General features: G+C 66.9%; 20 protein-coding genes and 1 tRNA gene. 13 read left to right on the top strand and 8 right to left on the bottom strand.

Features of this window, described 5'->3' with window-relative positions; translation table 11 throughout:
• Positions 1-80: 80 nt before the first annotated feature.
• Genes AC1DN9_RS15150 through AC1DN9_RS15130 form a run of 5 tightly spaced genes read left to right on the top strand, consistent with a single transcriptional unit; the run spans position 81 to position 5,686 of the window.
• Positions 81-1,202 carry a sugar ABC transporter substrate-binding protein gene (locus AC1DN9_RS15150; protein WP_478101496.1) on the top strand — a complete coding sequence of 374 codons (1,122 nt, stop codon included), beginning with the start codon at positions 81-83 and terminating at the stop codon, positions 1,200-1,202.
• 31 nt (positions 1,203-1,233) lie between these two features.
• Positions 1,234-2,754, top strand: coding sequence for a sugar ABC transporter ATP-binding protein (locus AC1DN9_RS15145; RefSeq protein ID WP_478101494.1), 1,521 nt, complete (start codon positions 1,234-1,236; stop codon positions 2,752-2,754).
• The gene (locus AC1DN9_RS15140; protein ID WP_478101492.1) at positions 2,754-3,737 is read left to right on the top strand and encodes an ABC transporter permease; all 984 of its coding nucleotides are present in this window, start codon (positions 2,754-2,756) and stop codon (positions 3,735-3,737) included. The genes AC1DN9_RS15145 and AC1DN9_RS15140 overlap by 1 nt, the downstream gene beginning before the upstream one ends.
• Before the next feature lie 10 nt (positions 3,738-3,747).
• Entirely contained in the window at positions 3,748-4,716 is a 969-nt protein-coding gene (locus AC1DN9_RS15135; RefSeq protein WP_478101490.1) for an ABC transporter permease, read from the top strand.
• 34 nt (positions 4,717-4,750) lie between these two features.
• Positions 4,751-5,686, top strand: a complete 936-nt coding sequence (locus tag AC1DN9_RS15130; RefSeq protein WP_478101488.1) for an SMP-30/gluconolactonase/LRE family protein — start codon at positions 4,751-4,753, stop codon at positions 5,684-5,686.
• On the opposite strand, the gene AC1DN9_RS15125 is transcribed toward AC1DN9_RS15130, so the two are convergent.
• A complete protein-coding gene (locus AC1DN9_RS15125; protein WP_478101486.1) occupies positions 5,660-6,445 on the bottom strand; it encodes an FkbM family methyltransferase in 786 nt (261 codons plus the stop codon). The genes AC1DN9_RS15130 and AC1DN9_RS15125 overlap by 27 nt on opposite strands.
• A 182-nt stretch (positions 6,446-6,627) precedes the next feature.
• Here AC1DN9_RS15125 and AC1DN9_RS15120 point away from each other — a divergent pair, with 182 nt between their 5' ends.
• Positions 6,628-7,179, top strand: coding sequence for a 2'-5' RNA ligase family protein (locus AC1DN9_RS15120; RefSeq protein WP_478101484.1), 552 nt, complete (start codon positions 6,628-6,630; stop codon positions 7,177-7,179).
• A gap of 22 nt (positions 7,180-7,201) precedes the next feature.
• Here the strand turns inward: AC1DN9_RS15120 and AC1DN9_RS15115 are convergent, their stop codons facing one another.
• Entirely contained in the window at positions 7,202-9,943 is a 2,742-nt protein-coding gene (locus AC1DN9_RS15115) for a galactose oxidase-like domain-containing protein (RefSeq protein WP_478101482.1), read from the bottom strand.
• Positions 9,944-10,130: 187 nt separating this feature from the next.
• Between AC1DN9_RS15115 and AC1DN9_RS15110 the strand changes: the two genes are divergently transcribed.
• Positions 10,131-10,204: transfer RNA gene (locus AC1DN9_RS15110), tRNA-Gly, on the top strand.
• A gap of 19 nt (positions 10,205-10,223) precedes the next feature.
• Here the strand turns inward: AC1DN9_RS15110 and AC1DN9_RS15105 are convergent.
• On the bottom strand, positions 10,224-13,355 hold the full coding sequence (locus tag AC1DN9_RS15105; RefSeq protein WP_478101480.1) for an adenylate/guanylate cyclase domain-containing protein: 3,132 nt from the start codon (positions 13,353-13,355) through the stop codon (positions 10,224-10,226).
• A 289-nt stretch (positions 13,356-13,644) separates the two neighbouring features.
• On the opposite strand from AC1DN9_RS15105, the gene rnk reads away from it, so the two are divergent.
• Both rnk and AC1DN9_RS15095 read left to right on the top strand, forming a co-directional pair.
• Positions 13,645-14,046 (top strand): nucleoside diphosphate kinase regulator, encoded by a 402-nt coding sequence (gene rnk, locus AC1DN9_RS15100; protein WP_478101478.1) that lies wholly within the window; start codon positions 13,645-13,647, stop codon positions 14,044-14,046.
• A 12-nt stretch (positions 14,047-14,058) separates the two neighbouring features.
• Positions 14,059-14,604, top strand: a complete 546-nt coding sequence (locus AC1DN9_RS15095) for a hypothetical protein (protein ID WP_478101476.1) — start codon at positions 14,059-14,061, stop codon at positions 14,602-14,604.
• Here the strand turns inward: AC1DN9_RS15095 and AC1DN9_RS15090 are convergent.
• From AC1DN9_RS15090 to AC1DN9_RS15075, 4 genes are all read right to left on the bottom strand, one after another.
• Positions 14,586-14,936, bottom strand: a complete 351-nt coding sequence (locus AC1DN9_RS15090; protein ID WP_478101474.1) for a hypothetical protein — start codon at positions 14,934-14,936, stop codon at positions 14,586-14,588. The two genes, AC1DN9_RS15095 and AC1DN9_RS15090, sit on opposite strands and share 19 nt — an antisense overlap.
• A 128-nt stretch (positions 14,937-15,064) precedes the next feature.
• The gene (locus tag AC1DN9_RS15085; RefSeq protein ID WP_478101473.1) at positions 15,065-15,997 is read right to left on the bottom strand and encodes a DUF2950 domain-containing protein; all 933 of its coding nucleotides are present in this window, start codon (positions 15,995-15,997) and stop codon (positions 15,065-15,067) included.
• Between the two features lie 12 nt (positions 15,998-16,009).
• Positions 16,010-17,410 (bottom strand): DUF3300 domain-containing protein, encoded by a 1,401-nt coding sequence (locus tag AC1DN9_RS15080; RefSeq protein ID WP_478101472.1) that lies wholly within the window; start codon positions 17,408-17,410, stop codon positions 16,010-16,012.
• 95 nt (positions 17,411-17,505) lie between these two features.
• Positions 17,506-18,420 (bottom strand): hypothetical protein, encoded by a 915-nt coding sequence (locus AC1DN9_RS15075; RefSeq protein ID WP_478101470.1) that lies wholly within the window; start codon positions 18,418-18,420, stop codon positions 17,506-17,508.
• A gap of 39 nt (positions 18,421-18,459) precedes the next feature.
• Here AC1DN9_RS15075 and AC1DN9_RS15070 point away from each other — a divergent pair, with 39 nt between their 5' ends.
• Positions 18,460-19,620, top strand: coding sequence for an NAD(P)/FAD-dependent oxidoreductase (locus AC1DN9_RS15070; RefSeq protein WP_478101468.1), 1,161 nt, complete (start codon positions 18,460-18,462; stop codon positions 19,618-19,620).
• Between the two features lie 9 nt (positions 19,621-19,629).
• On the opposite strand, the gene AC1DN9_RS15065 is transcribed toward AC1DN9_RS15070, so the two are convergent.
• Positions 19,630-20,508, bottom strand: coding sequence for a LysR family transcriptional regulator (locus tag AC1DN9_RS15065; protein WP_478101466.1), 879 nt, complete (start codon positions 20,506-20,508; stop codon positions 19,630-19,632).
• Positions 20,509-20,641: 133 nt separating this feature from the next.
• Between AC1DN9_RS15065 and AC1DN9_RS15060 the strand changes: the two genes are divergently transcribed.
• The 3 genes from AC1DN9_RS15060 (at position 20,642) to AC1DN9_RS15050 (ending at position 24,633) form a co-directional block, all read left to right on the top strand.
• Complete coding sequence (locus AC1DN9_RS15060; RefSeq protein ID WP_478101464.1) at positions 20,642-21,622, top strand: DMT family transporter; 981 nt, start codon at positions 20,642-20,644, stop codon at positions 21,620-21,622.
• Positions 21,623-21,706: 84 nt separating this feature from the next.
• Complete coding sequence (locus tag AC1DN9_RS15055; protein ID WP_478101463.1) at positions 21,707-22,735, top strand: TRAP transporter substrate-binding protein; 1,029 nt, start codon at positions 21,707-21,709, stop codon at positions 22,733-22,735.
• A 50-nt stretch (positions 22,736-22,785) separates the two neighbouring features.
• Positions 22,786-24,633 carry a TRAP transporter large permease gene (locus tag AC1DN9_RS15050; RefSeq protein WP_478101748.1) on the top strand — a complete coding sequence of 616 codons (1,848 nt, stop codon included), beginning with the start codon at positions 22,786-22,788 and terminating at the stop codon, positions 24,631-24,633.
• Positions 24,634-24,648 lie beyond the last annotated feature (15 nt).

Below are 24,648 nucleotides of genomic sequence, written 5' to 3'. Positions count from 1 at the left end.
GGTGGGCAGGCGTGCGCGGCGTAGTTTTGCCTGGGCCGGTCCCGCGCAACCGGGCCTTCATCCAACAACAGGAGACGGCAATGACTTTTCGCACTGGCATCGTCGCCGCGGCTGCGGCATTGGTTGCATCTTCCGCGCTCGCGGCCGGCCCCTCGGTCGTCAGTGGGCCCGGCGAAAACCCGGCGTGCTTCAAGCCATGGGACGCCAACACGAAGTACTTCCAGTGGCCCGCCAAGAAAGGGCCGTATCGCATTGCCCTCGCCAACGGCTTCGTGGGCAACACGTGGCGCATCCAGATGATCAAGATGGCGAAGGCCTATGCGGCGACGCCGGAGATGAAATCGCAGATCAAGGAATTCAAGATCGTTTCCACAGGCACCGACGTGGCGGCGCAGATCGCGGCCATCGACAACTTCATCAACTCCGGCTACGACGCGATCGTGACGATCGCGGTCAACCCGACGGCTTTCGCGCCGGTCATCAAGCGCGCCAATGCCGCCGGCGTGGTGGTCGTGCCCTTCGACAACGTGCTCGACAGTGACCAGGTGATGATGGTCAACGAAGACCAGCTCGCCATGGGCCAGCAGTCCGGCGAGTGGGTCGTGAAGAACATCCCGAGCAAGAGCGGCAAGCTGCTCGAGGTCCGCGGCGTGCCGGGCAATTCGGTGGACCGTGACCGTCACCTGGGCTTCCGCAAGGTGGTCGAGGCGCCGGGCAACAAGTTCGAAGTGGTCGAGGTGGTGGGCAACTGGGACGACGGTACGGCGCAGAAGGCCGTGGCCGACGCAGTCGCGGTGCACAAGAACTTCGATGGCATGTTCGTGCAGGGCGGATCCACCGGTGCGGTGCGTGCCCTGATCGACGCGAAGCACAAGATGATTCCGGTGGCGGGCGAGGCCGAGAACGGCTTCCGCAAGCTGTGCGTGGAGCACGCCAAGGAAGGGCTGGTCTGCGCCTCGCTCGGGCAGTCTCCGGGCCTGGTGGCCATTTCGATGAAGGCGGCCGTGTCGGCCCTGCAAGGCAAGGTGATGCCGCAGATGATCTCGGTACCGATCCCGATGGCGTCGCACCCGAACTTCAAGGCCGGCGAGAACTACTTCCCCGACCTGACGGACAACTTCTTCACGACCAACGATTTCCCGCCCTGCGATGTGAACCTCAAGGCGACGGACATCATGTCGAAGGACGAGAAGAACAACTGACGCGACTGACCACCGGTCTGGCGGCTCCGCCTTGGAACCGATCCTTCGCCTGATCGACGTCTCGAAGCGCTACGGCGGCGTGCGTGCGCTGGAGCATGCGAGCTTCGCCTGCGCGCCGGGACGCATTCATGCGGTGCTCGGCGAGAACGGTGCGGGCAAGTCGACGCTCATCAAGATGATGGCCGGCGTGGTGCAGCCCGACGAGGGCCGCATCATGCTGGAAGGCGTGGAGCGCCGCTTTGCGCATCCGCAGGAAGCGGTCTCCGCCGGCATCGCCTGCATCTTCCAGGAGTTGTCGCTGATGCCCGACCTGAGCGTTGCCGACAACATCTGCATCACCAACCCGCCACGGCGCCTGGGCCTCATCGACCGCGCCGCGCAACGGCGCATCGCCGAAGCGGCGCTGGCGCGCACGGGCGCGGAGGACATCCATCCGCTCGCCCCGGTCGAGAGCCTGACGCTGTCGCGGCGGCAGATGGTCGAGATCGCCAAGGCGCTGGCGCGCGACCCGAAGATCCTGATCCTCGACGAAGCGACCTCGGCGCTCACGGCCGCGGACGTCCGGCGGGTCTTCTCGCTGCTCAAGCGACTGCGCAGCGAAGGCCTGGCGATCGTCTACATCTCGCACCGGATGAACGAGATCACCGAACTGGCGGACGACTGTTCGGTGTTTCGCAACGGCAGCCATGTCGCCACCTTCGAGGCCGGCACGCGCAGCAATGCGGAGACGATCGAGATGATGATTGGCCGCGACATCGAGCACGCCTTCCCGCCCAAGCCACCAGCACGCGCCGCGACCGCAACCGGCGCGCCGGCCCTCGAAACGCGTGGCCTCACGTGGAACGCGCGACTGCACGACATCGACATCGCGGTCTGGCCGGGCGAGATCGTCGGTCTCGGCGGACTCGACGGACAAGGCCAGCGTGAGCTCTTCCTGGCCCTGTTCGGCGTGCTGCGCGGCGTGAGCGGTGAAGTCCTGCTGAGCGGCAAGCCGGTACAGGTGCGCGACCCCAGGCAAGCCAAGAGCGCCGACTTCGGCATCGCGCTGGTGCCGGAGGATCGCAAGACCGATGGCCTGATGCTGCCGATGTCGGTGAATGACAACCTGAGCCTGGCCGCGCTCGACCGGCTCAGCCGCACCGGCGTCCTGCTGGCGGCCGAGGAAGCCAAGGCCGTTGCCGGCATCGTGCGGCGCCTGTCGATCAAGGTCGCGGACACCGGCGATGCCGTCGGCACGCTCTCGGGCGGCAACCAGCAGAAGGTGGTGATCGGCAAGTGGTTGATCAACGCCCCGCGCATCCTGCTGCTGAGCGACCCGACGCGCGGCATCGACGTCGGCACCAAGCAGGAGATGTACACGCTGATCCGCAACCTCGCCGACGAGGGCGCCGCGGTGATCCTCTACTCCACCGACTACGCCGAGTTGATCGGCTGCTGCGACCGCGTGGCGGTCTTCTTCGACGGCCGCATCGTGCGCTGGCTGGCCGGTGCCGAACTCACCGAACGGGCGCTGGTGTCGAGCGCCCTGAACCTCGAAGCGGCAGAAGCGTGATGCGTCCCGACTGGCACTTTCATCTGCGCGAACACCGCGCCACCTTCGCAACCGTGGCGATGTTCATCGTGATCTTCGCGCTGTACATCACCAAGCATCCGGTCGGTTGGAACGCGGCGGTCCTGACGACGGCGGCGAACAAGGGCGTGCTGCTCGCCATCGTCGCCATGGCGCAGACGCTGCCGGTGCTGACGGCCGGCATCGATCTCTCGGTCGGCATGGTGTTCGTGCTGGCCAACTGCATGGCGTCGCATCTGGTGGTCGGAACGCCGTGGCAGGCCGGGCTGGGCATCGTCGCGGTGCTGGCGACCGGTGCACTGTGCGGCTTCATCAACGGCGTGATCATCGTGTACGGGCGCTTGCAGCCGATCATCACGACGCTGGCTACCGGCATCGTCTACTTCGGTCTCGCGCTGGGCCTGCGTCCGGTGCCGGGCGGCGATGTGCAGGCGGATCTGGCCGACGCATTGACCGGTGCGTTGCCCGGCGGCATCCCGACCATGCTGATCGTGCTCGTCGGCATCGTGTGCGTGATCTGGGTGCCATACCGGCGCTCCGAGACCGGCCGCGCAGCGATGGCGATCGGATCCTCGGAGACGGCGAGCTACATGTCGGGCGTGGCGATCGGGCGCACGAAGATCATCACCTACACGCTCGCGAGCCTGCTGGCGGCCATTGCGGGCCTGCTGCTGACCTTCGTGACCTATTCGGGCGAGGCCTCGTCGGCCATCGGCGGCGTCTACACGCTGAACTCGATCGCGGCCGTCGTCATCGGCGGCACGGTGCTCTCGGGCGGCGCCGGCAGCGCGATCGGCTCGATCTTCGGCGCCTTCGTCCTGCGCACCATCGGCGATCTTCTCTTCGTCTTCGACCTGGAGCCGCTCTGGCAGCCGCTGTTCCAGGGCGTCATCCTGTTGACCGCGGTGAGCTTCGGATCGATCCGCCTGCTCAAGGTCAACAACCGACTCGAACTTTTCAAATGAGCATGAAGCCATGACGACTTTGGCGTTGCGTCTGAAGCGGTCGGGGCATCTCCCCGTGCTGGCGGGCGCCTTGTGCACCGTCGCGCTGCTGTTGATCGGCAGCCTCTATTCGAAGAACTTCCTGTCGCTCGACTACCTGTTGCTGCAATTGCAGATCGCTTCCTTTCTCGGCGTCATCGCGACCGGCGCGATGCTGGTCATCCTGTTGGGCGGCATCGATCTTTCGGTGCCGTGGCTGGTCACGGCGGGCGGCATGATGTCGGCCGCCGCTGCGGGCTGGTGGGGTGGCGCCGGCGCTGCGCTCGCGATCCCCTTCGGCATCCTGTGCGGCGCCGCGCTCGGGCTGCTCAATGGCATCGGCGTGGCTTACCTGCGCGTGCCGTCGATGATCTTCACGCTGGGGATCAACGCAGTGGCGCAAGGCCTGATCGTGGTGCAGACCGGCGGCTTCGCGCCGCAGGACCGCGCGACGCCCGCGATGCACCTGATCGCCACCGGCCGTTCGCTGCTCGGCGTGCCCAATGCGCTGCTGGTGTGGATCGTCGTCGGCGGGGCCACGATGTTCATGCTCCATCGCACGACACTGGGCCGCGCGATCTATGCCGTCGGCAATCGCGAGCGCGCCGCATACCTCTCGGGCATCGACACGCGTCGCGTCACGCTGCTGTGCTTCGTGATCGCGGGAGCGTGCTCGGCGGCGGCCGGCGTGCTGCTGACCGGCTACTCGACCAAGGCCTACCAGGCCATGGGCGACGCCTACCAGCTTCCGGCGATCGCCGCCGTGGTGCTGGGCGGCACGAACATCCTCGGCGGCCAGGGCTCGTACCTCGGCACCGTGGTCGGCGTCATACTCATCACCTTGCTGCAATCCATTCTGTCGGTGATGCAGATCCCGGAGATGGGCCGCCAGGTCACCTATGGTGTGGTGATCATCGCGATGCTGCTGGTGTACGGCCGCGGCCGGCGGCAGTCCAACTGAAACGACACCTGAAAAGAAAACAGAGGAGCGCCACATGGCCATCGAACTCGCGGCCGGCTTCGAGGTGATCGACCCTCGATTCCATCGATTGATCAATCCGAACGTACACGTCGAGAAGCTCTACACGGGCTGCCGATGGGCCGAGGGTCCGGCGTGGTTCGCGGCCGGCCGCTACCTGGTGTGGTCGGACATTCCCAACGACCGGATGATGCGATGGGACGAGACGGACGGCTCGGTATCGGTCTTTCGCCAGCCGGCGCTCAACACCAACGGCCATACGGTCGATCTGCAAGGACGCCTCGTCTCGTGCGAGCACCGCGGGCGCTGCGTGTCGCGCATAGAGCACGACGGCACGCGCACCGTGCTCGCGTCGCACTTCGAAGGCAAGCGCTTCAATTCGCCGAACGATGTGGTCGTGAAGTCCGACGGCAGCATCTGGTTTTCCGACCCGAGCTACGGCATCGACAGCGACTACGAAGGCGACGCCGCGCCCAGCGAGATCGGCGACCGGTGCGTCTATCGCATCGAAGCCGACCTGAGCGCCGTCACCCGGGCGGTCGACGGCTTTGTGCAGCCCAACGGACTCGCCTTCTCGCCGGACGAGCAATGGCTGTATGTCGCCGACACCGGCGCCACGCACGTCGCCGACGGGCCGCGCCACATCCGTCGCTTTCGCGTCGCGGAAGACGGTCGCAATGTGAGCGGTGGCGACGTGTTCGCCCAATGCGGCAGCGGCCTGTTCGACGGCTTCCGCATCGACACGAATGGCAACCTGTGGACCAGCGCCGGCGACGGCGTGCACTGCTACACGCCCGACGGCGAGCTGATCGGCAAGATCCGATTGCCGGAGGTCGTCGCCAACGTGTGCTTCGGCGGGCCGAAGCTCAACCGCTTGTTCATCTGCGCGACGACGTCGCTCTACGCGGTCTACCTGAACGCCCGCTCAGCCGCTCGCCCGGCCATCCGGTGAACGGACGAAGAGCGCGTCGAATTGAAGCAACTGACTCGTTCGCCGGTCCGCGAACCCCGGCGTCAACGACCACAGCGTGAAGCCTGCTTCCTGGAAGAAATCGAAGAAGTCCCGATAGAGCAACTGGGATTCGTAGAGCGGCACGACCGACAGCTCCAACTGCACCGCCATGATGCGAGGCAGCGATGCACGCGCGCCATCGAGCACCTGTTTTTCATAGCCCTGGGTATCGATCTTCAGGAACACACGCTCGCCACCGGTGCAGTAACGGTCGAAGACAGAATCCAGCGTGACGACGCGGGTCAGGTCCTGGCCGATGTAGGCTGACTCGGGCGCGGCGTCGGAATGTGTCGCAAGCATCGGCAGCAGCGAGGAGCTGAACGAGTTCTGCGCCACGTTGATGTTCGCCTCGCCCGACGCAGCGCCGAGTGCGCAGCGCTCATGGACGATCCATCGCTCGTCGCCGCCCGCGCTCTGGATCAGCAATCCGTGCGCGACCGACAGCGGCTCGAACGAGACGATCGTGTTCCTGTAGCCCTCCTCCCTGGCGTTTCGCGCGAACTGCCCGACATTGGCGCCAACGTCGAACAGAAGATCGATGCCCAGCGAGAGCAGCGGCGAAGGCGGGTCCGCATGCCGCGTTCGCGAGATCCGAATGCCGCGTTGCTGGAGAGAACGCTTGATGGCTCTTTTGAGCCAGGTGTTCGCGGCACGAAGGCCGAGACCGTTGAACGACGCCGCAGCTTTCGGCGCGCTCATACTTAAACGCGTGGACATCAGTGAAACCCGTCTTCCTGCTGCGGCCGCGGCAGAATCCCGGATGCAGCCTCCGAGTGCCAGTACCTCAATGCCTCGGGTTTCTACTGGCCCGGCTTGCGCCGACGCTGATGTTGTAACGGGCGTTGTGTTGCAAAACTGACCAATTCTGTCAGGTAGCGATCATGCAGGCAATCCCTCGAAAGGCAATGGCGCCGCAACACCCAGGACCGGAGCCGGAACTCTACGTGTGGCTGGCTCCGGACACCGCGGTGCAGGCAGCGATCGATGCTCATCGCCGTCAGTGGCTGTGGCCGCGGGAGAGCCATCTGCCCAAGGCGCATCGGCTGCACCTGACCCTGTGCCTGCTCGGCACGCGCAGCGACGCCGAGGTCGAGGACATCGGCAAAGCACTGGCCGGCGTACGGGCTGGCAGCTTCGATCTCGTGCTGGACTGGTCCGGCGTGTGGTCACGCAATGGCGTGGCGGTCATTTGCCCAGGTGAGCACCCGGGTTTGACCCGGCTGCACCGTGCGATCGATCGGGCGATGTCCCCATGGGCGCGGCCCGCGGCGTGGAAGCCGCACGTGACGATCGCCCGGCGCGCCCAAGGAGCGGACGCGCCGCCATTGACGCCGATACGTTGGCAAGTGCGGGAGTTTCTGTTCGTGCGGTCCTGGTTGCCGCCGCATGCCCCGTGGCATGAAGTGCTGCGCCGCTATCCGCGGGCGTCCTGAGCCGGACCCCCGGCTGGCGAACTCACGATCCGGCGACGCACCGCTTCACAACAAACGGCGCTGGGTCCGTGCCGAAGAAGGCGTTCGTGCAGGGCACCGTCCCTGTGACCGTTTTTTGCACCCAGCGCGTATCGGCCCCGTAGCTGACCAAGGTTGCCGTCGCGACGGTGAAAGTGCCTCCTTCGGCTGCCAGCGTCGTCCCTGAGGGCGGAGCCGGCGGCGGCGGGGGCGGTGGAGGCGCCGGCGGCGGCGGGGTGCCCGACGGCCCCACGCAGGATTTCACCGTGAAGGGGGCCGGGTCCGAGCCGAAGAACGCGTTGGTGCAGCTTCCCGTACCAGTCACTGTCTTCTGGATCCAGCGCGTATCGGCGCCGTAGCTGACGACGGTCGGGGTCGCCACAGTGAAGGTGCCTCCTTCCGCGGCCAAGGTCACCCCGCCCGAAGGCGGCGGCGCCGGCGGGGGCGGCGGTGGCGGGGAAGGTGGCGGCGGGGGCGGTGGTGGCGGGGGCGGTGCGGGTGGCGGGGCCGCAAGCCCGGTGTCCGCGACGCAGGACTTCACCACGAATGGTGCCGGGTCCGAGCCGAAGAACGCGTTGCTGCAGGTGCCGGCGCCGGTCACCGTCTTCTGGATCCAGCTCGTTCCGGTGCCATAGCTGACCACCGTCGCAGCGGCCATGTTGAACGCGGCGCCCTCGGCCGCTACCTGCCTGTCGCTGGTGATCCCCTGGGGTCCCAACGTGATGCTGGAAGCCAGCGGCGAAAGAACATAGCAGCCCTTGCCGATGGTCGGAGATGGGTTGGTGCCGAAGAACTCGTTCCTGCAACTCACGGTGCCGGAGAGGGTCTTCATCACCACCTTGCCGGTGCTTCCGTACTGAACCGGCGTCGTCGATGGCAGTATCAGTGACTGCCCTTGCTGCGCGACCTGCGTCCAGGTGGCGTCCACCTTCACGATCTTGGCAACCGAAGGCACTCCGGCACTGTCGATCACGAACAGCATGTAGTGACCGATGGGAAGGGTGTTCGGGCTCTCGTTGATCTGGATGTCGACGTTCGAGTCGCCCGCCGCCTGCGTGAAAGGCAGTTCCAGGAAACGCTGCCCGAAATCGGTCGAGTGCGTGACGGAGCCCGTGCGCATCAGCGTGACGCGCTGGATCGGCAGGGACGACGCAACCGTGATCCGGAACGTGGAGCCCAGGTTCACCTGGGCAGGCGTGGTGTTGATGATCGGGCGTGCAGCGGGTTGGCCGGTACTGTCGAACAGATACGGCGGCGAATAGACCTCGGCGTTGAGGTTCGTGACAGGACCGGGCGAGCCGCCACCCGAGGTCAGCACCGTGGCGTCGGGAAGCAGTATCGCGTTCGAGTGGTACAGGCGCGGCTTCTGCGCCGCCGCGCCGACAGACCACTGTTTCGTCGCCGGGTCCCAGATCATGGCCGTGTAGGCGGTGTCGACCAGTTCGTTGTCCGTCGCGGAGCCGCCGGTGACCAGCACCTTGCCGTCCGGCAGCACGGTCGCGTTGCCCCAGACGCGATTCGCACCCGGCCCTGCCACGACCGTAGCCACTGGCGTGGTGCCATTGACGTCGAGCATCACCGCGCTGCCGTCGTCCGCGATCAACAGGACCTTGCCGCGGTCGTATATGGCCCACGGCAACATCCAGTTGAGTGTCTTCGGCAGCGTTCCGATCTGCGTCATGCCGGGGGCATCGGGGTCGATGCTGTAGAGGCTGCTTGCGCTGGCGACCAGCACCTTTCCATTCGGCGCCAGGAAGGCACGCGGATAGAAATAATCAGCCGGCCAACTCGAGATTTGCGTGAGGTTCTTCCAACTGCCCGGCCCCTGCCCCTGCGCTGGCGTGTAGATCTCGGGGATCGCGGCGCCTGCGCCCGTGGCGTCGAGGCCGGCGAGCGTCAGCACCCGCCCGTCGGCCAGGGGGACCACCGTTCCGTACCAGCGCGCCGAAAACATCCGTGGGCCGGCAGTGAGCTGATTGTTGGACGGATCGAAGAAATTGACGTCCGGCACGCCGTCGTTGACGTGGTTCGGGTCGACCCCGCGCGAGTCGCCGCCGGCCAGCAGCACCAGTCCTCCGGGCAACACGACCTGCGCCGAGCAAAAGATATCGGTGACGCGGGTGACCGTCTGCAGAAGCAGGCTGTGCGCGTTGGTGGACGGCGTCCACACGTCGTAACACATGGCACCCTGGCACAGAGCACCCTGATTGCCGCTCTGGTCGCTGCCATAGCTCATGACCCTGCCATCGGGCGTCAACACCGTATGGATGGCATTGAGCGGCCAGTTCGTGGCTATCGACCATTGGCCGACAGTGTTGGGCGCGGGGGCTGCGGCCGCGTCCGTTGCCGACATCGCACCGGGCGACACCGTAGCGGGCTGAAGTCTGCCGGTCGCGGTGCCGCGGTCGATGGGCGCCGGATGATCTCTTTCGAGCGCCCTGCGCGCGGCTATCTCGGCAGGCGTCGTGACCTTGCGCGAGGCGGCGAACCCGCTTTTCGGCGGAGGCGCTGGCTCGAGGGGCGGCAACGGGGGCGCACTCCCTGCCACAGTGACCAATGCCGCGGCAGTCGGGTCGCCGGCAGCCGCGCCGCTATCCGTACCCGTCGCGGATTTTTGGGGGGCCGTACCGACAACCGAGGCGCCGGTGACCCCGGTCCCGCTGCCGCCGCCGCAAGCTACCAAGACCAAGGGAACGCACACGGCGGCCCACTTGAATTCAGGGAGATCGAGCGGGGCGTTGCGCATGGGGCCACCTCCAAAATGAGCACTTTTTTGTTATTAACGCTTAACAAAGCAATGTATCCGAAAGTTCTACTTTCTTCGCCATCTGTGAAGGCATATGGCGTATTGGGTGTTGTGAACGACAGCGGCCAAGCAACCGGCGGCGCGGATACCGCCCCCGTTGTCAGCTAACATCGCGGCTCGGAAATCTGCGGGCGTAGTTCAATGGCAGAACGGCAGCTTCCCAAGCTTCATACGAGGGTTCGATTCCCTTCGCCCGCTCCACTCTTCCCCGACTTTCTCCCTAGGCCAGGAACGGCAACACGATCAGCGCATCCGGATCAAGCCCGGCCCGATCGCAGATATCCATCGCCAGCGCCATGTAGCGCTCCGCCCGCACCCCGTCGCCCAGATCAAGGCACAAGGTCGCCAGACCGTCGTAACAGGGAAACAGCAGCTGCGGCTCTGCGGACTTCTCCGCCAGCGCCAACGCTTCCTGGTAATGGCGCAGCGCACGCGCAGGCTCGCCATGGCACTGGTAGATCTGCGCCAGCACCACAAGCGACACCGCAAGATGATCGAGCTGCCCTGTGCTCCGGTCGATCCGAATGGCCTCATGCGCGGCCCCCATCCCGCGTTCGTCGCATCGGTTGGTGAGCGTGCAGTAGGCCACCGCGAGGTTCGCCGACAGCCGCGATTGAAGCCCCAGGTCGCCGATGCGGTTGGCCGTCTGCAATCCACGTTCGCAAGCGTCGATGGCCCTTTGCGGGTTGCTTCCGCTGTAGAGCACGCCGAGGTTCGACAGCGCCCGGCATTCCGCCTGCGGCAGGTCGGCCTTGCGCGCGACCGCCACGCTGTGCTCCAGGCATTCGACAGCCTCGTCCAGCCGATCCAGCCGCGCGAGCGCGACACCCTGGATGTTGAGCGCGAGCGCGACCGCGGCGCAGCCGGCCTCGTCGTCGCGCGCAGTGAGCCCTTCGATATGGGTCAACGCGCGCTGCGCCCATTCCAGGGCCCCGCGGCTGTCACCGCTGCGGAACGCGAGTTCGCCCATCTTCTGATACAGCCAGGCCAGTTCGATGTGAGGCACCGCCTCGTCCATGAGCGCAAGCCCCGAGGCCAGGCATTGCCTCGCGTCGTCGCGCTGGCCGGCTTCCCACCTCAAGGCAGCGATCTTGCGCAGCACGCGCGCCTGCGCGATGGGGTCGCCGGCCGATGCATGCCCGTCGCGCACGGCTTCGAGGTGCGCCGTCGCATCGCCAATCCGGCCTGCCGGCGCCAGAACATCGGCGAGGCGCTCGCGGACGGAGAGTCTTTTTTCAGTGTCCGCATCGTCGTCGGCGCCGAGGGTCTCGAGCGCGAATTCGTAGTGCCGGATCGCATCGGCGTTGGCGTAGGTGTTGCGCGCCCAGTCGCCCGCGGCGACCAGGTAATGCACGGCGCGCGGCTTGTCCGCGCCAAGGCGGAAGTGATGGGCCAGCGCCTGGAGTTCTTCAAGGTGCCGGGGCGATCCGCCGCACAGGCGCTCCAGCCCTTCGCCGATGCGCGTGTGCAGATCGGTGCGGCGGCTCATCAGCAGGGTCTGGTAGGCGACCTCCTGGAAAAGCCCATGGCGAAATCGAAACTGCCGAGCCTCCAGCCCGGCCGGCTCGGAAGCCGTCGGCGCAACCGAAAGCAGGCCGGCGTCGACGAGAGCGTCCAGCGCTTCGGTCAACGCGTGTGTGCGCGCGGTCGCGATGTCGCGCAGCAGCGCCTCGGCAAACACGGGGCCGATCACGGCCGCCTCGCGCAGCGTCTGCCGCACCGGCACGGCCAGACGGTCGATGCGGCCCAGGAGCAGACCATGGATCGTCAGGGGCACCTGCACCGCCGAAGCGCGCGGAAGATAAACCCACACATCGTTCTGCCGCTGCAAAACGCCGTCGGCGATAAGGGCGCGCACCATCTCTTCGAGGAAGAGCGGATTGCCGCCGGCGTGCTCGACGATGCGCATGCGCAGTTCGTCCGGCAAGGTATGCCGCGCGGCTCCGAACAGTTCGTCGAGCATCTTCGCGCTGCATTGCGGCGACAGGGGCTCCAGCGCGACCGTCGTGTGCGCGGCCGCGTCGCTCGTCAGCCTCGCAGCTTCGGGCGTGGGCCGATGCGTCACCAGCAGCATGAAGGGCTGACCACCCAACTGGTCGAGCAGGTAGCGCAACACGTCGAGCGACGCTGCATCGGCCCAATGAAGATCCTCCACGATCAGCATCACCGGGCCTCGCTGAAGACGGCGCCGGATGACCCCGAGCACCGCGGAAAAGATCTGCCGCTTGAGCTGCTCCGGGTCCAGGTAGCGCGTGCGCGCGTCGTCGGCTTCCAGCCCCAGCACGTAGGCGAGGTAGGCGGTCGTTTGCTGTCGCTCCTGCTCGTCCACACCCATGTCCGCGAGCGCTGCCTCGATCTTCCGTTGCGCTTCGCCAACCGGCTCCTGGGAGGACAGGCCGTAGGCATCGCGCAGCAGCGCGGCCGGCACGCCATAGGTGCGCTCGCCCAGCGACGAGCAGGCTGCAGTGCGCACGGCGACGCCCGCCAACGCATCGCGCGTGCGCAGTTGCTCCAGGAACTCCGACAGAAGCCGGCTCTTGCCTGTACCCGCCTCGGCGACGATGCGCACCTGTTGGCTCTGCCCGCTCCGCATGGCCTCGAAGGCTTGCCAGAGCACGCGCAGTTCCGAATCCCTCCCGACGAGCGAGGTCGCGAGACCGTGTACCTGCAGGCCGCGCACGGCATGCGGCGCGGCCAGCGCACCGACGAGGCGAAACGCCGCCATCGGCTGGGCCTTGCCCTTGACCGGCAACGGACCCAGTTCCTCGAATTCGAAGGCATGCTGCGTGAGCATGTAGGTCGACCGGCTGATCAGCGTTTGGCCCGACTCCGCCGCGGACTGCAGGCGTGCCGCTGCGTTCACGGTGTCGCCCGTCACCGCGTAGGTGGCCGCAGGGTTCGAACCGATGTGACCGGCAACCACGGGGCCGGTGTTGATGCCGATGTGCAAGGCCAGCGGCCGGCCGATGCGTGCCATCCAGCGTTCGCTCAATGCGCCGATCTTCTCGTGCAGGAGGATCGCCGCGCTGACCGCGCGTTCGGGATCTTCATCGTGCGCGACCGGGGCGCCGAACACCGCCATCACGGCGTCACCGACGTATTTCTCGACGAAGCCATCCAAGCGTTGGATGGCGGCGGACATCTCTGCGAACAGCTCCGTCTGCAGCGAACGCACGACTTCGGGATCGAGCGATTCGCTCAGCGACGTGAAGCCTGACAGATCCGCGAACATGACCGTGACCGGACGGCGGTCCGACTCCGCCTGGGCGGGCGGTGCAGCAAGCCGCTGCCCGCACTTCGGACAGAAGGCGAATTGAACGTCGGCTTCAAACCCGCAGGCAGAACAGGCCATGACGCGGGCATCGTACTGCGAAGCGCGCTGCCTTCATCCCGTGCTTGCGCGAGTCCCGCGCCTACAATCGGCCCCATGTGCTCTCCAGCGCCCTCCCGCATCAACCGCCCCGCCGCAGCGAACCTCGCTGGCGCGGCGAGTTTTCGTGCGGGACTGCGTCAGCCGGCCGCACCCTTCCCAGCCCGGCGATCACCTCTTCCCCTTCTTTAGCGCAACCATCGATCGCCGGGCCTCAGCCCCGCGCGGTAGCGGCCGCCCCAGAGGTATCCGCATTCGACTGGAGTGCTCCATGCAAGCAACGATTCACGGCGAGCGCGTGCTCACCGAACTTGATCACGTCCGACTCACCAGGCTGCTCGACGCGAAGTCCCACAACAACCTCGAGGCCTTGCTCGACAACGCGGAACTGGTGGAGTCGCGCGATGTTCCCGCAGACATCGTCACGATGCATTCGCAAGTGACGATCGTCGATGCGCGCACCGGGCATCGCGACCGGATGACCCTTTGCTATCCACGCGAGGCCGATCCTGCCAAGGGCTTTCTCTCGGTGCTTTCGCCGGTCGGCATGAGCCTGATCGGGCTTCGCCTCGGCGCCACGGCCACATGGAAGACGCCCGGGGGCGAAGAAGGCAGCGCCAAGGTCGCGGAGATCCTCTACCAGCCAGAGGCCAGCGGCGAATACACGAGCTGAGCGAGCCGCCGCATGAGCATCGGCACGCGCCGTACCTTGGCGCTCGACGACCATGAACTGGCCTCCTACCCGCTTCGGCAATCGCTGTCGGTGGATGCGCAGAAGCTCGCGTCACTGCGCGAGAGCGGCGCGACGGAGTGGCTCTCCAAGCCGGAACGCCATCTGCTGGTGGACGACGGCAAGCAGTTCACTCTCTGCGCGGCCAACGAGCAGGCGCTGGATGAAGCGACGCCCCTGGTCGCCGCCGCGCTCGGTGCCTCGGCGCGATTCGATGCGCCGCGCGCCCATTGCGCGCTTCGCGCGCACGACGGCGTAGGCCTCCAGCCGGTGATGTTCGTCCGCATCCGGGCGCCGCATGCGCACGCCGCGCGGGTACGCGAAGAATTGCATCGCCGCGGCGCACGCGTCGTCGAGGAAGATGTGCAGGGCGACCGCATCGTGGTGCGCGCCGAAGCGCGTCTTGCCGACCTGATCGGCTACACGAAATTCCTGCGCGAAGCGACGAACGAGAGCGCGGAGCTCTGGAGCTGGCTCGTGCGCTATGAGACCGACACCTGAGCGGCCACGTCCTCCTGCGGGGACTGGATGGCCGCTGGAAGCGCTTCGAGAGCGTCCTGGTACTTGGCCAGCAACTCGCGAACGACGGCATCCGGCTGGCGCGCCAGCCGCGTCACCATCTGCTCGCCGACGCACAGGCCTTCGTAGCGGATGTAGACACGCGGAAAGTAGGTCAGCGCCTCCGCCGCATCGCGAAGGCAATCGGCGAACGAAGTCAGCCCCAGGTCGACGTAGCAGGCTTCGGGGGGAGGCTCGCCCCGCGCGCGCGTGGCGCGCACGGTGTAGGTGTATGAACGCTCGCCTAGCTTGCTGATTTCGAGAACGGGCTGCATGGCGGTTTCCTTGTGATCGTTGCGCCAACAAGGGCACTGTTTCGGCGGGCCGTTCTTAGTTTACGTTCTGTCGCACCTGTGACAAGGTGACTACGACTTCCGGCCAGGGTCGCGGCGTCAGCGGTGCGTCAGGTCCCGGGTACGTTCACCTTCTGCCAGCCTGAATCCGGGTTGAAGCGCTTCATCGCGCGCGCGACGGAGGCACTGTCCGGCCCCAGATCCTTCTCGTACACGACGCCGTCGTGGCTGACCATGAAGCTCGTCACACCCGTCTCGCCGTAGTGCAGCGGCCAGGCGATCAGCGCGAAGCCGGCCGTCATCCGTCCGCCGATGACGTAGTCGTAGGCGCCGCCCGGCGCGTCCTTGCCCTGGGCCTTGAGGATCTTGAACAGATAGCCGTGGTAGCCCTCGCCCGCCTTGTGGCCGGCATAGAGCGGGCCGAGCGGGCTCTGGTCCTGGCCTGCGGCATCGGGCCAATAGAGTCCGTCGTGCTTGCCGGGCGAGCTCACGAACTTCTGTGCGTATTCCAGCACGGCGTTGTTGTCGCGGTCCTTCTGCGCGTATTCCTTTTGCGCGTCGAAATACGCGAGCGCGGCCTGCATCGCGTTGAGTTCGTTGCGGCCTATGCGGCGCGTGCGCATGACATCTGCGCCCGCACGCGGATCGAAGTGCCATCCCGCGCCGGTCTTCACGATCGGGATCGGCAAGGTCCAGTCGCCGTCGCCGACCGCGAGGGTCGCCTGCTCCGGCGTATCGAGGATGGTCTTGTGCTGCTTGCCCCACGCCGAGAGGAAATTGTCGATGTCCTCGCGATCGATGCCTTCGGTGGGGACGAACCGTTTCCAGTCCGCGCCGAGCACCGTGCGCAAGGCGCCGGCGTCGTCCTTCGAAACGGCCTGGAACAGCGCTTCCGAAGCTGCGTCGGGCGACGGGTAGGCCTTCTGCGCCAACGAAGAGCCTGATGCCAGCGCCAACGTGAGCGAGACAGCCGCAGTGCAAAGACCAGAGGAGATGGTGTTCGAAAACATCATCCGGACACGCTTGAAGATGATTTGCGTCATGTGATTCCCCTTTCAGCGATGCCGCCCGCCACCGCCCATGTGGCCCCCGCCACCGCCGAATCCGCCGGCGCGGGCACCGCCGCCGCCCATGCCGCCGCCTCCGTAGTGCTGGGCCATGGACTGGCGGCTGGCATTCCCGCGATTCATCTGGTCCCTGGCCTGACCGGCGTTGCCGGCACCACGAAAGGCGTTGTCGCCCGGACTCGCCTGTACGCGCGACAAGCCCTGGCCTTGACCCTGGCCCCGGTTGATGCCACCCGCACCCGCACCCGCACCTGCGCCTGCACCGCCCGGTCGGCCCTCGCCACCGGCGAACTGCCGGCCGCCTCCACCGGCGCCCGGCCGGTTGCCCGCGCCGCCGATGTCGTGGCCGGCATTGCGGCTCGCTGCCTGCGCCCGCTCGCGGGTGCCCGGATCGTTGCGCAGTTGCTGACGGCCCTGGCTCGGGTCCATACCGCGCTGCTGCAAGGCGGATTGCGCCTGCTGGCGTTGCGCATCGCGTGCGGTATCGCGCCCGCGGAAGTCGGCGCGCTGGGTGGCGCCGTTCACGTTCTTGCCGAACTTCTGCTGGCTCGCCGAATCGCGGTACGGCACGCCGCGCCGGTTGGCCGCGTTGTGCTGGAAGTTGGTCTGGCTGGCGTTCAGTTGCCGATTGACGTTGACGTTGTTGTAGCGGTTGACGTTGATGTTCACGTTCCCGCCACCCCAGTTGCAGTTGCCCCAGAGCGCCGCGGTGGCCGCCACGCCGACACCGAAGGCGATGCCGGTCGCGAGTGCCGCGCCAGGGTAGTAGTAAGGCGATGGCGGGTAGTAGACAGGCGGATACGCCGGATAAGGCCACGCGCCGTACACCACCGTCGGGTTGTAGGCGGGCACATAGATCACGTCCGGATTGGCCGGCTCGATCTTGATGATGGTCTGCTGCGTCTGCGGCTCCTGCTCGACGATGACCTTTTGCTGGTCGGAGTTCTTGAGGCTGCCGGTCTGCTGGGCCTTGCCACGCAAGCGCTGCGCCGAGTCGAGCACGTCCTTGGACGACGCCAGGAACGCATCGCCCAGGTTCTGCACCCAGTCGGGCTTGTCGCCCATCGCCTGGAGCACCTGCGGGAACGCGACCAGGGATTGCACGCTCGGGTCCCACGGTTGGTTCGCGACCGCCTTCAAGGCATCGTCGCCTTTCAGGTTCGGGTTCGCCTTCGACCACTTCGCGGCATCGGCGACGTCGGCGGGATAGGTCGCCGCCATCAACACCTGCGACAACAGCGAATCGGGATACAGCGCGATCGGCGCCATCATCTGGTCGAGCTGCTCTTTCGAGAAGGTCGGCGGCGGTTGCTGGGCGAACACCACGGCCGACAGAAGCGATACGGCCAGCAGGAATAAGCGCGCGAGGCGGGTGCTCAGAAGAAGCATGAATGAAGCCTCCATGGAGTGCCGGAGATCCGGCCAGCATACGAAGCTCATTGCCATGGCGCTATTGCACCTAGGTGCATGCCGCCCATGCACCTTCAGTCGTCGATTCCGGGCAGCGAGTCCTGCAAATCGTCTTCGAATCCGGCCACGGGCTGCGCCTTGGCCAGCGCCATCCAGACTGCGAAAGGCATGCGCGGCAACGCGCGATGCACCGCCGAGCGCGCGACCACGAGCCGCTCCGCCTGCGCGACCAGTACGCCGCATTCGGCCGGAATCTCGTCCGGCTCGCCGATGGGCCGGCCGCGTGCATCGCAGCCCAGCACGTACCAGCATTCGCCGCCGAGGTCGAGATAGGCGGCGCGCTTGTCGGGCTTGCGCAGATCGCTCAGGAGATCGGCCCTGCTGACCTTCACTTCATGCACGATGGGCTGCGCGTAGGCCTCCACGCTGGTGTTGCGAATGGAAAACAAATCCGGCCGCGCGATGCACCATCGGGCCTTGTCGCCTTCGCCAGCGGGCGGCAGTTGCGCACGCAGGCTCAGCCCGCGCCAGGCGAGGCGGCCCGCCCGCGTCATCTCGCGTGCGATGCGCTCCACCAGCGCTTCGTGCCGCGACAACATGCCGCGGTTGGCGACCAGCGAGGTCGCGATGTGCGAGATGCCGGCGTCGGTCACGCGCAGCGTTTCATGGCCCTGCATGGAGCGGACGCGCTCCAGGAGGCCGGCGGCCAGCAGATCGACCTCGACGGTGTCGCAGCACGGCCAACCGGCAGATCGGTAGACATCGCGTAATCGGCGCGCGTGGATACGTCCGAGCGCCAGCGCACCCGGCGGCGGATCGGCCACTGGCGGCGGCGCGCCGGGTTCAACCCGCGGAGGGTCTGCCGCCGGAGGGTCGACCACGGGCGGCGGAGGCGGTGCGACAGGCGGCGGTGGCGTGGGCAGGTCGGGCGCCGGCGGCGGCGGGCCTATCGGTGTTCCGGCGTCGCGCTGCGTAGCGAAAGCGTTCATCGCGCTAGGTTAACGCCGCGGAGCCTTAGCATTCGCGTCATGACAACTTCCCCTCCTCCACAACAAGCCGATTTCCTCATCATCGGCGGCGGCATCGCCGGCGCTTCCGTCGCCCACTGGCTCGCGCCGCACGGTCGAGTGATCTTGCTGGAGCGCGAGTCGCAACCGGGCTACCACTCCACCGGCCGTTCCGCGGCGCTGTTCATGGAGAGCTACGGCACGCCGCAAGTACGTGCCCTCACGCTGGCAAGCCGTGCCTTCCTCGACAACCCGCCCGAAGGTTTCACCGAGCATCCGCTGCTCACACCGCGCGGCGCCATGATGGTCGCCGGTCCGGGACAGTTGCCTCAGCTTGAAGAACATTGGCAGGTGCTGCACGCCATGGCGCCGCATGCGCGCCGTCTGAGCAGCGAAGAAGCCTGCGCCATGGTGCCTGCGTTGCGCCCCGAGCAGGTGATCGGCGCAGCCTACGAGCCCGATGCCGCGGACATGGATGTGCATGCGATCCATCAGGGCTACTTGCGCGGCATGCGACGTGCCGGCGGCAAGCTGGTTTGCGACGCTGAAGTCACGGCCATGACGCGCGAGCAGGGCCAATGGCGCGTGAAAGCGGGCGGCCATGTGTATGAAGCGCCGGTCGTTCTCAACGCGGCCGGCGCCTGGGTCGACGTCATCGCGCGGCTGGCAGGCGCGCGGCCGCTGGGCATCGAGCCGCGGCGTCGCTCGGCCTTCATCTTCGAGCCGCCCAGGGACATGGACATCTCCGGCTGGCCCCTGGTCCACGGCGCCGAGGAGAACTGGTACATCAAGCCCGACGCCGGCATGCTGCTCGGTTCGCCGGCCAATGCCGATCTCGTCGATCCGCAGGACGTGCAGCCGGAGGAGATGGACATCGCGCTGGCGATCCACCGCATCGAGGAAGCGACCACGCTCGCCATCCGCCGGCCGACGCGCATCTGGGCCGGGCTGCGGTCCTTCGTGGCCGATGGCGACCTGGTCGGCGGTTTCGACGACGAAGCGCCGGGCTTCTTCTGGGTTGCCGCGCAAGGCGGCTACGGCATCCAGACTTCGGCGGCGATGGGCGAAACTTGCGCCGCCCTCGCGCGCGGGATGCCGGTGCCCGCGCATCCTGCGTCCTTCGGGATCACTGCGGAGATGCTCGGCCCCGGTCGCCTGCGACGGGCGGCTGCCGGCAACTGACTTCCGCACTCAAGCCCAGGCTTCCAGCACCGCGCCCCGCACCGCATCGACCGCCGCGGTGCGTGTCCCGCCGGCAGGCGCGACCCAACAGAGCCACGTATGCGATCGCCAGCCCTGCCAGATGGCCAATTCGCCTTGGCGCTCGGCCTGCTCCGCCTGGTCGAGACGCATCAGCCCCGCACCCAGCCCGCTGGCGATCATCGCGCGAATGGCGCTTTCGCCGTCGGCCGTCTGCGTCGGACGGTACTCGCGGCCGATGCTCGCGAACAGGCCGTCCAGATGCGCGCGCATGACGCATGACGGCGGCGTGCCGACCCACGGCAGGCTGGTCAGGGTTTCGAGATTCAGCGCCGGGTGCGCCTTCGCGAGCGATGGCGGCAGCGTGACGACCAGATCGACAACGCCGAGCCGCTGCACCGCCAGGCCATCAATCTCTTCGCTGTCGCTCAGCGCGTAGGCGCAGTCCAGTTCGCCGCGGCGAACGCCTTCCAGCGTCTGGTACGACAGCCCTTGCTGAAGTTGCAGCGTCACCTGCGGATGGCGCTCGGCCAGCTTGACCAGCACATGGCCCAGCCGCAGCGCCACCGGGTCGACCACGGTGCCGAAGCGGACCACGCCCTGGGCCGCCCCACGGATCTGCTCCGCCGTCGAGCGCATGCGCATCGCCGAAGCCAGCGTGCGCTCGGCTTCTTCGAGCAGGCTCAGGCCGGCTTCGGTCGGCGTCATGCCGCGCGGCGTTCGGTCGAAGAGCTTGACGCCCAGCTCGTCCTCCAGCGCCTTGAGCTGCGCGCTCACCGCCGGCGCGCTCGTGAACACACGCTCGGCCGCGCGGGTCAGGCTGCCTTCCCGGGCGATCGCCACAAAGGTCTTGAGTTGATAGAGCTCCATGGCGCAAATTGTGCGTGTATCGGCCGACCGCGGCCATTCGCAAATCCTGAGGGCCCTGTCCAAAGAAACGAATGGCCGGCGGCGGCTTCGGCGCCCATGCTTCAAGGCATCGATTCAACGCCTGAGGCACTCCATGACAACCCAACCTCGTTCGCTCGGCATTGCCGCCCTGCTACTTGCCACTTCCGCATGGGGCGGCATGTTCCTCGTCAGCAAGGGTGTGCTGCATCACGTGGACCCGTTCTGGCTCACGCTGATTCGGTACAGCCTTTCCGCGATGCTGTTCATCGCGTTGCTCGTGCCGCGCGGTGCGACGCCGTGGCTCAAGCTGCGGGCGCATGCGATGCCGCTGGCGATTCGTGGTCTTGCGGGCTTCGGCGTGTTCAGCGTCATGCTGCTGACCGGGCTGGCCCACTCCGTGCCTTCGCACGGCGCGATCATCATGGCCACCACGCCGATGACGACGCAGCTACTGCGCTGGGCGCTCGACGGCGTTCGCCCCACCAGGGCCACGGTGCTGACCAGCCTGCTGGCGCTGGCGGGCGTGATCATCGTCTCGGGGGCGCTCTCGTCGCATGGCGCGCAAGCAGGCGAATCCACGGCTTTCGGCGACGCGATGGCCTTCGTGGGCACGCTGGGCTGGGTCTGGTACACCCGCGGCGCCGCGCAGTTCGCCGACAAGCTCGACGTCGTGGAATACAGCGCGCTGACCGTGCTGGCTTCCTGGCCGCTGCTTTTGATCGGCGCCGTCGTCGCCACCGCCGCAGGATTGGCCGAGGTTCCGAGCGGCGCGGGGCTGATGTTGTCGTGGCACGCGCTCGCCTATGTGGGCCTGATCTCTTCCGCGGTGGCCGTGCTGGCCTTCAACTTCGGCGTTCGGACCATGGGCGCGGTCACCGGCACCGCCTTCCTGAACTTCGTTCCGGTCTCGGCTCTGCTGATGAGCGTCGCGCTCGGCAAGCTCCCTTCGGGCAACGAACTGCTGGGGATGGCGATGGTGGTCGGCGCCCTTCTGATCCACACCGCGAGCACCCGGACGAAGGCCGCCCCGCCCGTCCGCGCGGCCCGGCGGGTGCAGGCGCAAGCCCGCGGCGTTTGCGGCGCCGCATCATGACGCCATAGGGAGGGAAGACCCGGATCACCAAGTGCTTGTAAATCGATACAGTAAATCGATACACAAGCACCACGGAGACAAACCATGGCTTCGATCTCTCGCCGTCAGTTCGTGCAGGCAGGCTCCGCGGCATCCGTTGCCGCCATCGCCGGGTTTCCAGCCATCACCCGCGCGCAGCAGGTCGTCTCGCTGCGCTTTTCGTCCTCGATGCTGGCGGACGACAACGCCGCGCACTACGTCTGGTACCAGCGCCTGCAGAACAACCTGCAGGGCAGCGTGGGCGACAAGATCAAGCTCGACTACTTTCCCAACAACCAGTTGGGCAAGGAAAGCGACGTTGTGCAGCAGGTCAAGGTCGGCTCGGTCGACATGATGGTGTCCGGCTCGTCGATCTTCGCCACGGTCTCGCCCGAACTCGGCATGCTCGACCTGGGCTACCTGTTCGACAGTTATGCCCACGCCGGCAAGGTGCTGGAAGGCCCGGCCGGCAAGACCCTGAGCGACCTGCTGGAGAAGCGCTCGGGCATCGTCATCCTGACCTGGGCGTCGCATTTCGGCGCCCGCAGCGTCTACACCAAGGCACCCGTCCGGTCGCTAGCCGAGATCAAGGGCGTCAAGCTGCGCGTGCTCCCGACGCCGGCATTCATCGAGACCTTCAAGCTGATGGGCGCGATCCCTACGCCCATCCCGTTCGGCGAGCTCTACATGGCGGCACAGACCGGCGTGGTCGACGGCTTCGAGCATGATGCCGCGACAGTGCTCGCGAGCAAGCTCAACGAAGTCGTGAAGTCGTGCTGGCTCACCGAACACCTGTTCAGCCCGATGGTGGTCGTGATCGGCAAGCGCGGCATGGACAAGATTCCCGCCGAGCTGCGCCCCGCCTTCCTCAAGGCGGTGAATGACGCAACGCTGCAGCAGCGCGCCGTCGCGGAGGACAAGGGCAAGGCTGCGGTCGAAGAACTCAAGCGCAAGGGGATGACCTTCTTCCCGATGTCGCCTGCGGATCGCGCCACGGTCCGCAAGGAGATGGAAGCCAACCTCTGGGCGGGCTTCGCCAAGCAATACCCCGTCACCGCCCCGCTCTTCGCCGACGTCAACGCAGCCCGGGTCTGACCGTGGCGGCGATCGTCGACCCAGTGGAGACGCGCCACGTACCAGCCTCGCTGGGATTTCGCCATGACACGGCGTCGGGCGCGTGGCTGGGCACCCTGAACCGCTGGACGGAGTACGTCTCGGGGGCGGTGCTGGCAGCCGACGTGCTGGTGGTGTTTGTGTCGGTCGTCTTTCGCTACTTCCTGCATGACCCGCTGGACTGGGCCGAGGAGATCGCCCGGGCGTTGATGATCGTGCTGGTCTTCTTCGGCGCGGCCACGGTGCTGGCGCGCAGCCAGCACGTGGGCATCGACCTGTTCCGGCAGATGCTGCCGTCGCACTGGCAGCCGGCGTTGATCCAGGTGGGTCACTGGATCATCGCGGGTGTCGCGGCCAGTCTCTTCGTCTCGTCGGTGCTGCTGCTGGTCGACACCTACGACCAGACCACGTCGATCGGACTGCCGCAATGGCTGTATGTCTATCCGGTGGTGGTCGGCAGCCTGTTCATGACGCTGTTCGGCATTGCGAATGCCGTCAACGGGCCGCGGCGCGTGGTGGCCGGCACGCTGCTCGGATGCGCCGCACTGGCTGCCATCGTCTTCGGCTGGAACGCGCTCGTGCCCGCCCACGCGATCCCGCACGGCCTGCTGCTGGCAACGGGTTTCATCGGCGCCCTGGTGCTCGGCGTGCCGATCGGCTTCGTGCTGGCCTTTTCGTCGCTGCTCTATTTCCTCTCCGACCCCTCGCTGCCGCTGCTGATCTACTCGCAGCAGGTCATGGCGGGGACGGACCATTTCGTGCTGCTGGCCATCCCCTTCTTCGTGCTGGCCGGTCTCCTGATGGAAGCCAACGGCATGTCGTCCCGGCTGATCGAACTGCTGCTGCGGGTGTTCGGCCGCGTGCGCGGCGGGCTGGGCCTGATCACCATCACCGCGACGGCCTTCTTCTCGGGCGTCTCCGGCTCCAAGCTGGCCGACATCGCGGCCGTCGGCGGCATCGTGATGCCCGCGGTGCGCCGCACGCGCCAGGACCCCAACGAGGCTGCGGGGCTGCTGGCCTGCACCGCCGTCATGGCCGAGACGATCCCGCCTTGCATCAACATGATCATCATGGGCTTCGTGGCCAACATTTCCATCGCCGGGCTGTTCATGGCAGGCCTGGTGCCTGCCGTCGTGTTGGCAATGTCCCTGGCTGCCCTGACGGTGATCGTCGGCCAGAAGATCGACCCGGACCAGGCGTTCGAGCAACGCACGCCACTGCTGAAACTGCTCGGCGGCGCGCTGGTCGCGATCGTCATGGTGGGCATGATCGGCAAGGGCGTGACCTCCGGCGTCGCCACCTCGACCGAGGTGTCGGCCTTCGCCGTGATCTACGCGCTGGTGGTCGGTGGCCTCGCGTTTCGCGAACTGACCGTGCGCGCGCTGGCGCAGCTCTTCGTGCGTTCCGCGTCGATGGCGGGCGGCATCCTCTTCATCGTGGCGGCGGCGTCGAGCGTGTCGTTCGCGCTGACGATCGAGCAGATCCCGCAACTCGTCTCGGGCGCACTGATCGCGTTCGCACACCAGTACGGCAGCACGATGTTCCTGATCGTGTCGGTCGCGATCATGATCATCTTCGGCGCGGTCCTCGAAGGCGCGCCCGCACTCATCATCTTCGGGCCGCTGCTGACGCCCATCGCACAGCAACTCGGCATCCATCCCTTGCACTTCGGCACCGTGATGGTCATCGCGATGGGGCTGGGCCTGTTCGCGCCGCCGATCGGGCTCGGCCTTTTCGCCACTTGCGCGATTACCGGCACGCAAGTGAAGGATGTGGCGCGGCCCATGATGAAATACCTGGCAGTCCTCCTGGTGACGCTGGTCCTGCTGGTGCTCGTGCCGGCGTTCTCCCTGTGGCTCCCGAACCGGCTCGGGCTGTAGCCGACATCAGGACAA

The sequence above is a fragment of the Variovorax sp. 05L425 genome (assembly GCF_056397705.1).
The sequence above is the reverse complement of the archived record's forward strand: the minus strand, read 5'-3'. Positions and strand labels throughout refer to the sequence as shown.

Excerpts from the sequence above, each read along its gene's own strand:
- AC1DN9_RS15150 (WP_478101496.1), top strand. The coding sequence starts at position 81 with ATGACTTTTCGCACTGGCATCGTCGCCGCGGCTGCGGCATTGGTTGCA.
- AC1DN9_RS15140 (WP_478101492.1), top strand. The coding sequence starts at position 2,754 with ATGCGTCCCGACTGGCACTTTCATCTGCGCGAACACCGCGCCACCTTC.
- AC1DN9_RS15135 (WP_478101490.1), top strand. The coding sequence starts at position 3,748 with ATGACGACTTTGGCGTTGCGTCTGAAGCGGTCGGGGCATCTCCCCGTG.
- AC1DN9_RS15130 (WP_478101488.1), top strand. The coding sequence starts at position 4,751 with ATGGCCATCGAACTCGCGGCCGGCTTCGAGGTGATCGACCCTCGATTC.
- AC1DN9_RS15125 (WP_478101486.1), bottom strand. The coding sequence starts at position 6,445 with ATGAGCGCGCCGAAAGCTGCGGCGTCGTTCAACGGTCTCGGCCTTCGT.
- AC1DN9_RS15120 (WP_478101484.1), top strand. The coding sequence starts at position 6,628 with ATGCAGGCAATCCCTCGAAAGGCAATGGCGCCGCAACACCCAGGACCG.
- AC1DN9_RS15115 (WP_478101482.1), bottom strand. The coding sequence starts at position 9,943 with ATGCGCAACGCCCCGCTCGATCTCCCTGAATTCAAGTGGGCCGCCGTG.
- AC1DN9_RS15105 (WP_478101480.1), bottom strand. The coding sequence starts at position 13,355 with ATGGCCTGTTCTGCCTGCGGGTTTGAAGCCGACGTTCAATTCGCCTTC.
- rnk (WP_478101478.1), top strand. The coding sequence starts at position 13,645 with ATGCAAGCAACGATTCACGGCGAGCGCGTGCTCACCGAACTTGATCAC.
- AC1DN9_RS15095 (WP_478101476.1), top strand. The coding sequence starts at position 14,059 with ATGAGCATCGGCACGCGCCGTACCTTGGCGCTCGACGACCATGAACTG.
- AC1DN9_RS15090 (WP_478101474.1), bottom strand. The coding sequence starts at position 14,936 with ATGCAGCCCGTTCTCGAAATCAGCAAGCTAGGCGAGCGTTCATACACC.
- AC1DN9_RS15085 (WP_478101473.1), bottom strand. The coding sequence starts at position 15,997 with ATGACGCAAATCATCTTCAAGCGTGTCCGGATGATGTTTTCGAACACC.
- AC1DN9_RS15080 (WP_478101472.1), bottom strand. The coding sequence starts at position 17,410 with ATGCTTCTTCTGAGCACCCGCCTCGCGCGCTTATTCCTGCTGGCCGTA.
- AC1DN9_RS15075 (WP_478101470.1), bottom strand. The coding sequence starts at position 18,420 with ATGAACGCTTTCGCTACGCAGCGCGACGCCGGAACACCGATAGGCCCG.
- AC1DN9_RS15070 (WP_478101468.1), top strand. The coding sequence starts at position 18,460 with ATGACAACTTCCCCTCCTCCACAACAAGCCGATTTCCTCATCATCGGC.
- AC1DN9_RS15065 (WP_478101466.1), bottom strand. The coding sequence starts at position 20,508 with ATGGAGCTCTATCAACTCAAGACCTTTGTGGCGATCGCCCGGGAAGGC.
- AC1DN9_RS15060 (WP_478101464.1), top strand. The coding sequence starts at position 20,642 with ATGACAACCCAACCTCGTTCGCTCGGCATTGCCGCCCTGCTACTTGCC.
- AC1DN9_RS15055 (WP_478101463.1), top strand. The coding sequence starts at position 21,707 with ATGGCTTCGATCTCTCGCCGTCAGTTCGTGCAGGCAGGCTCCGCGGCA.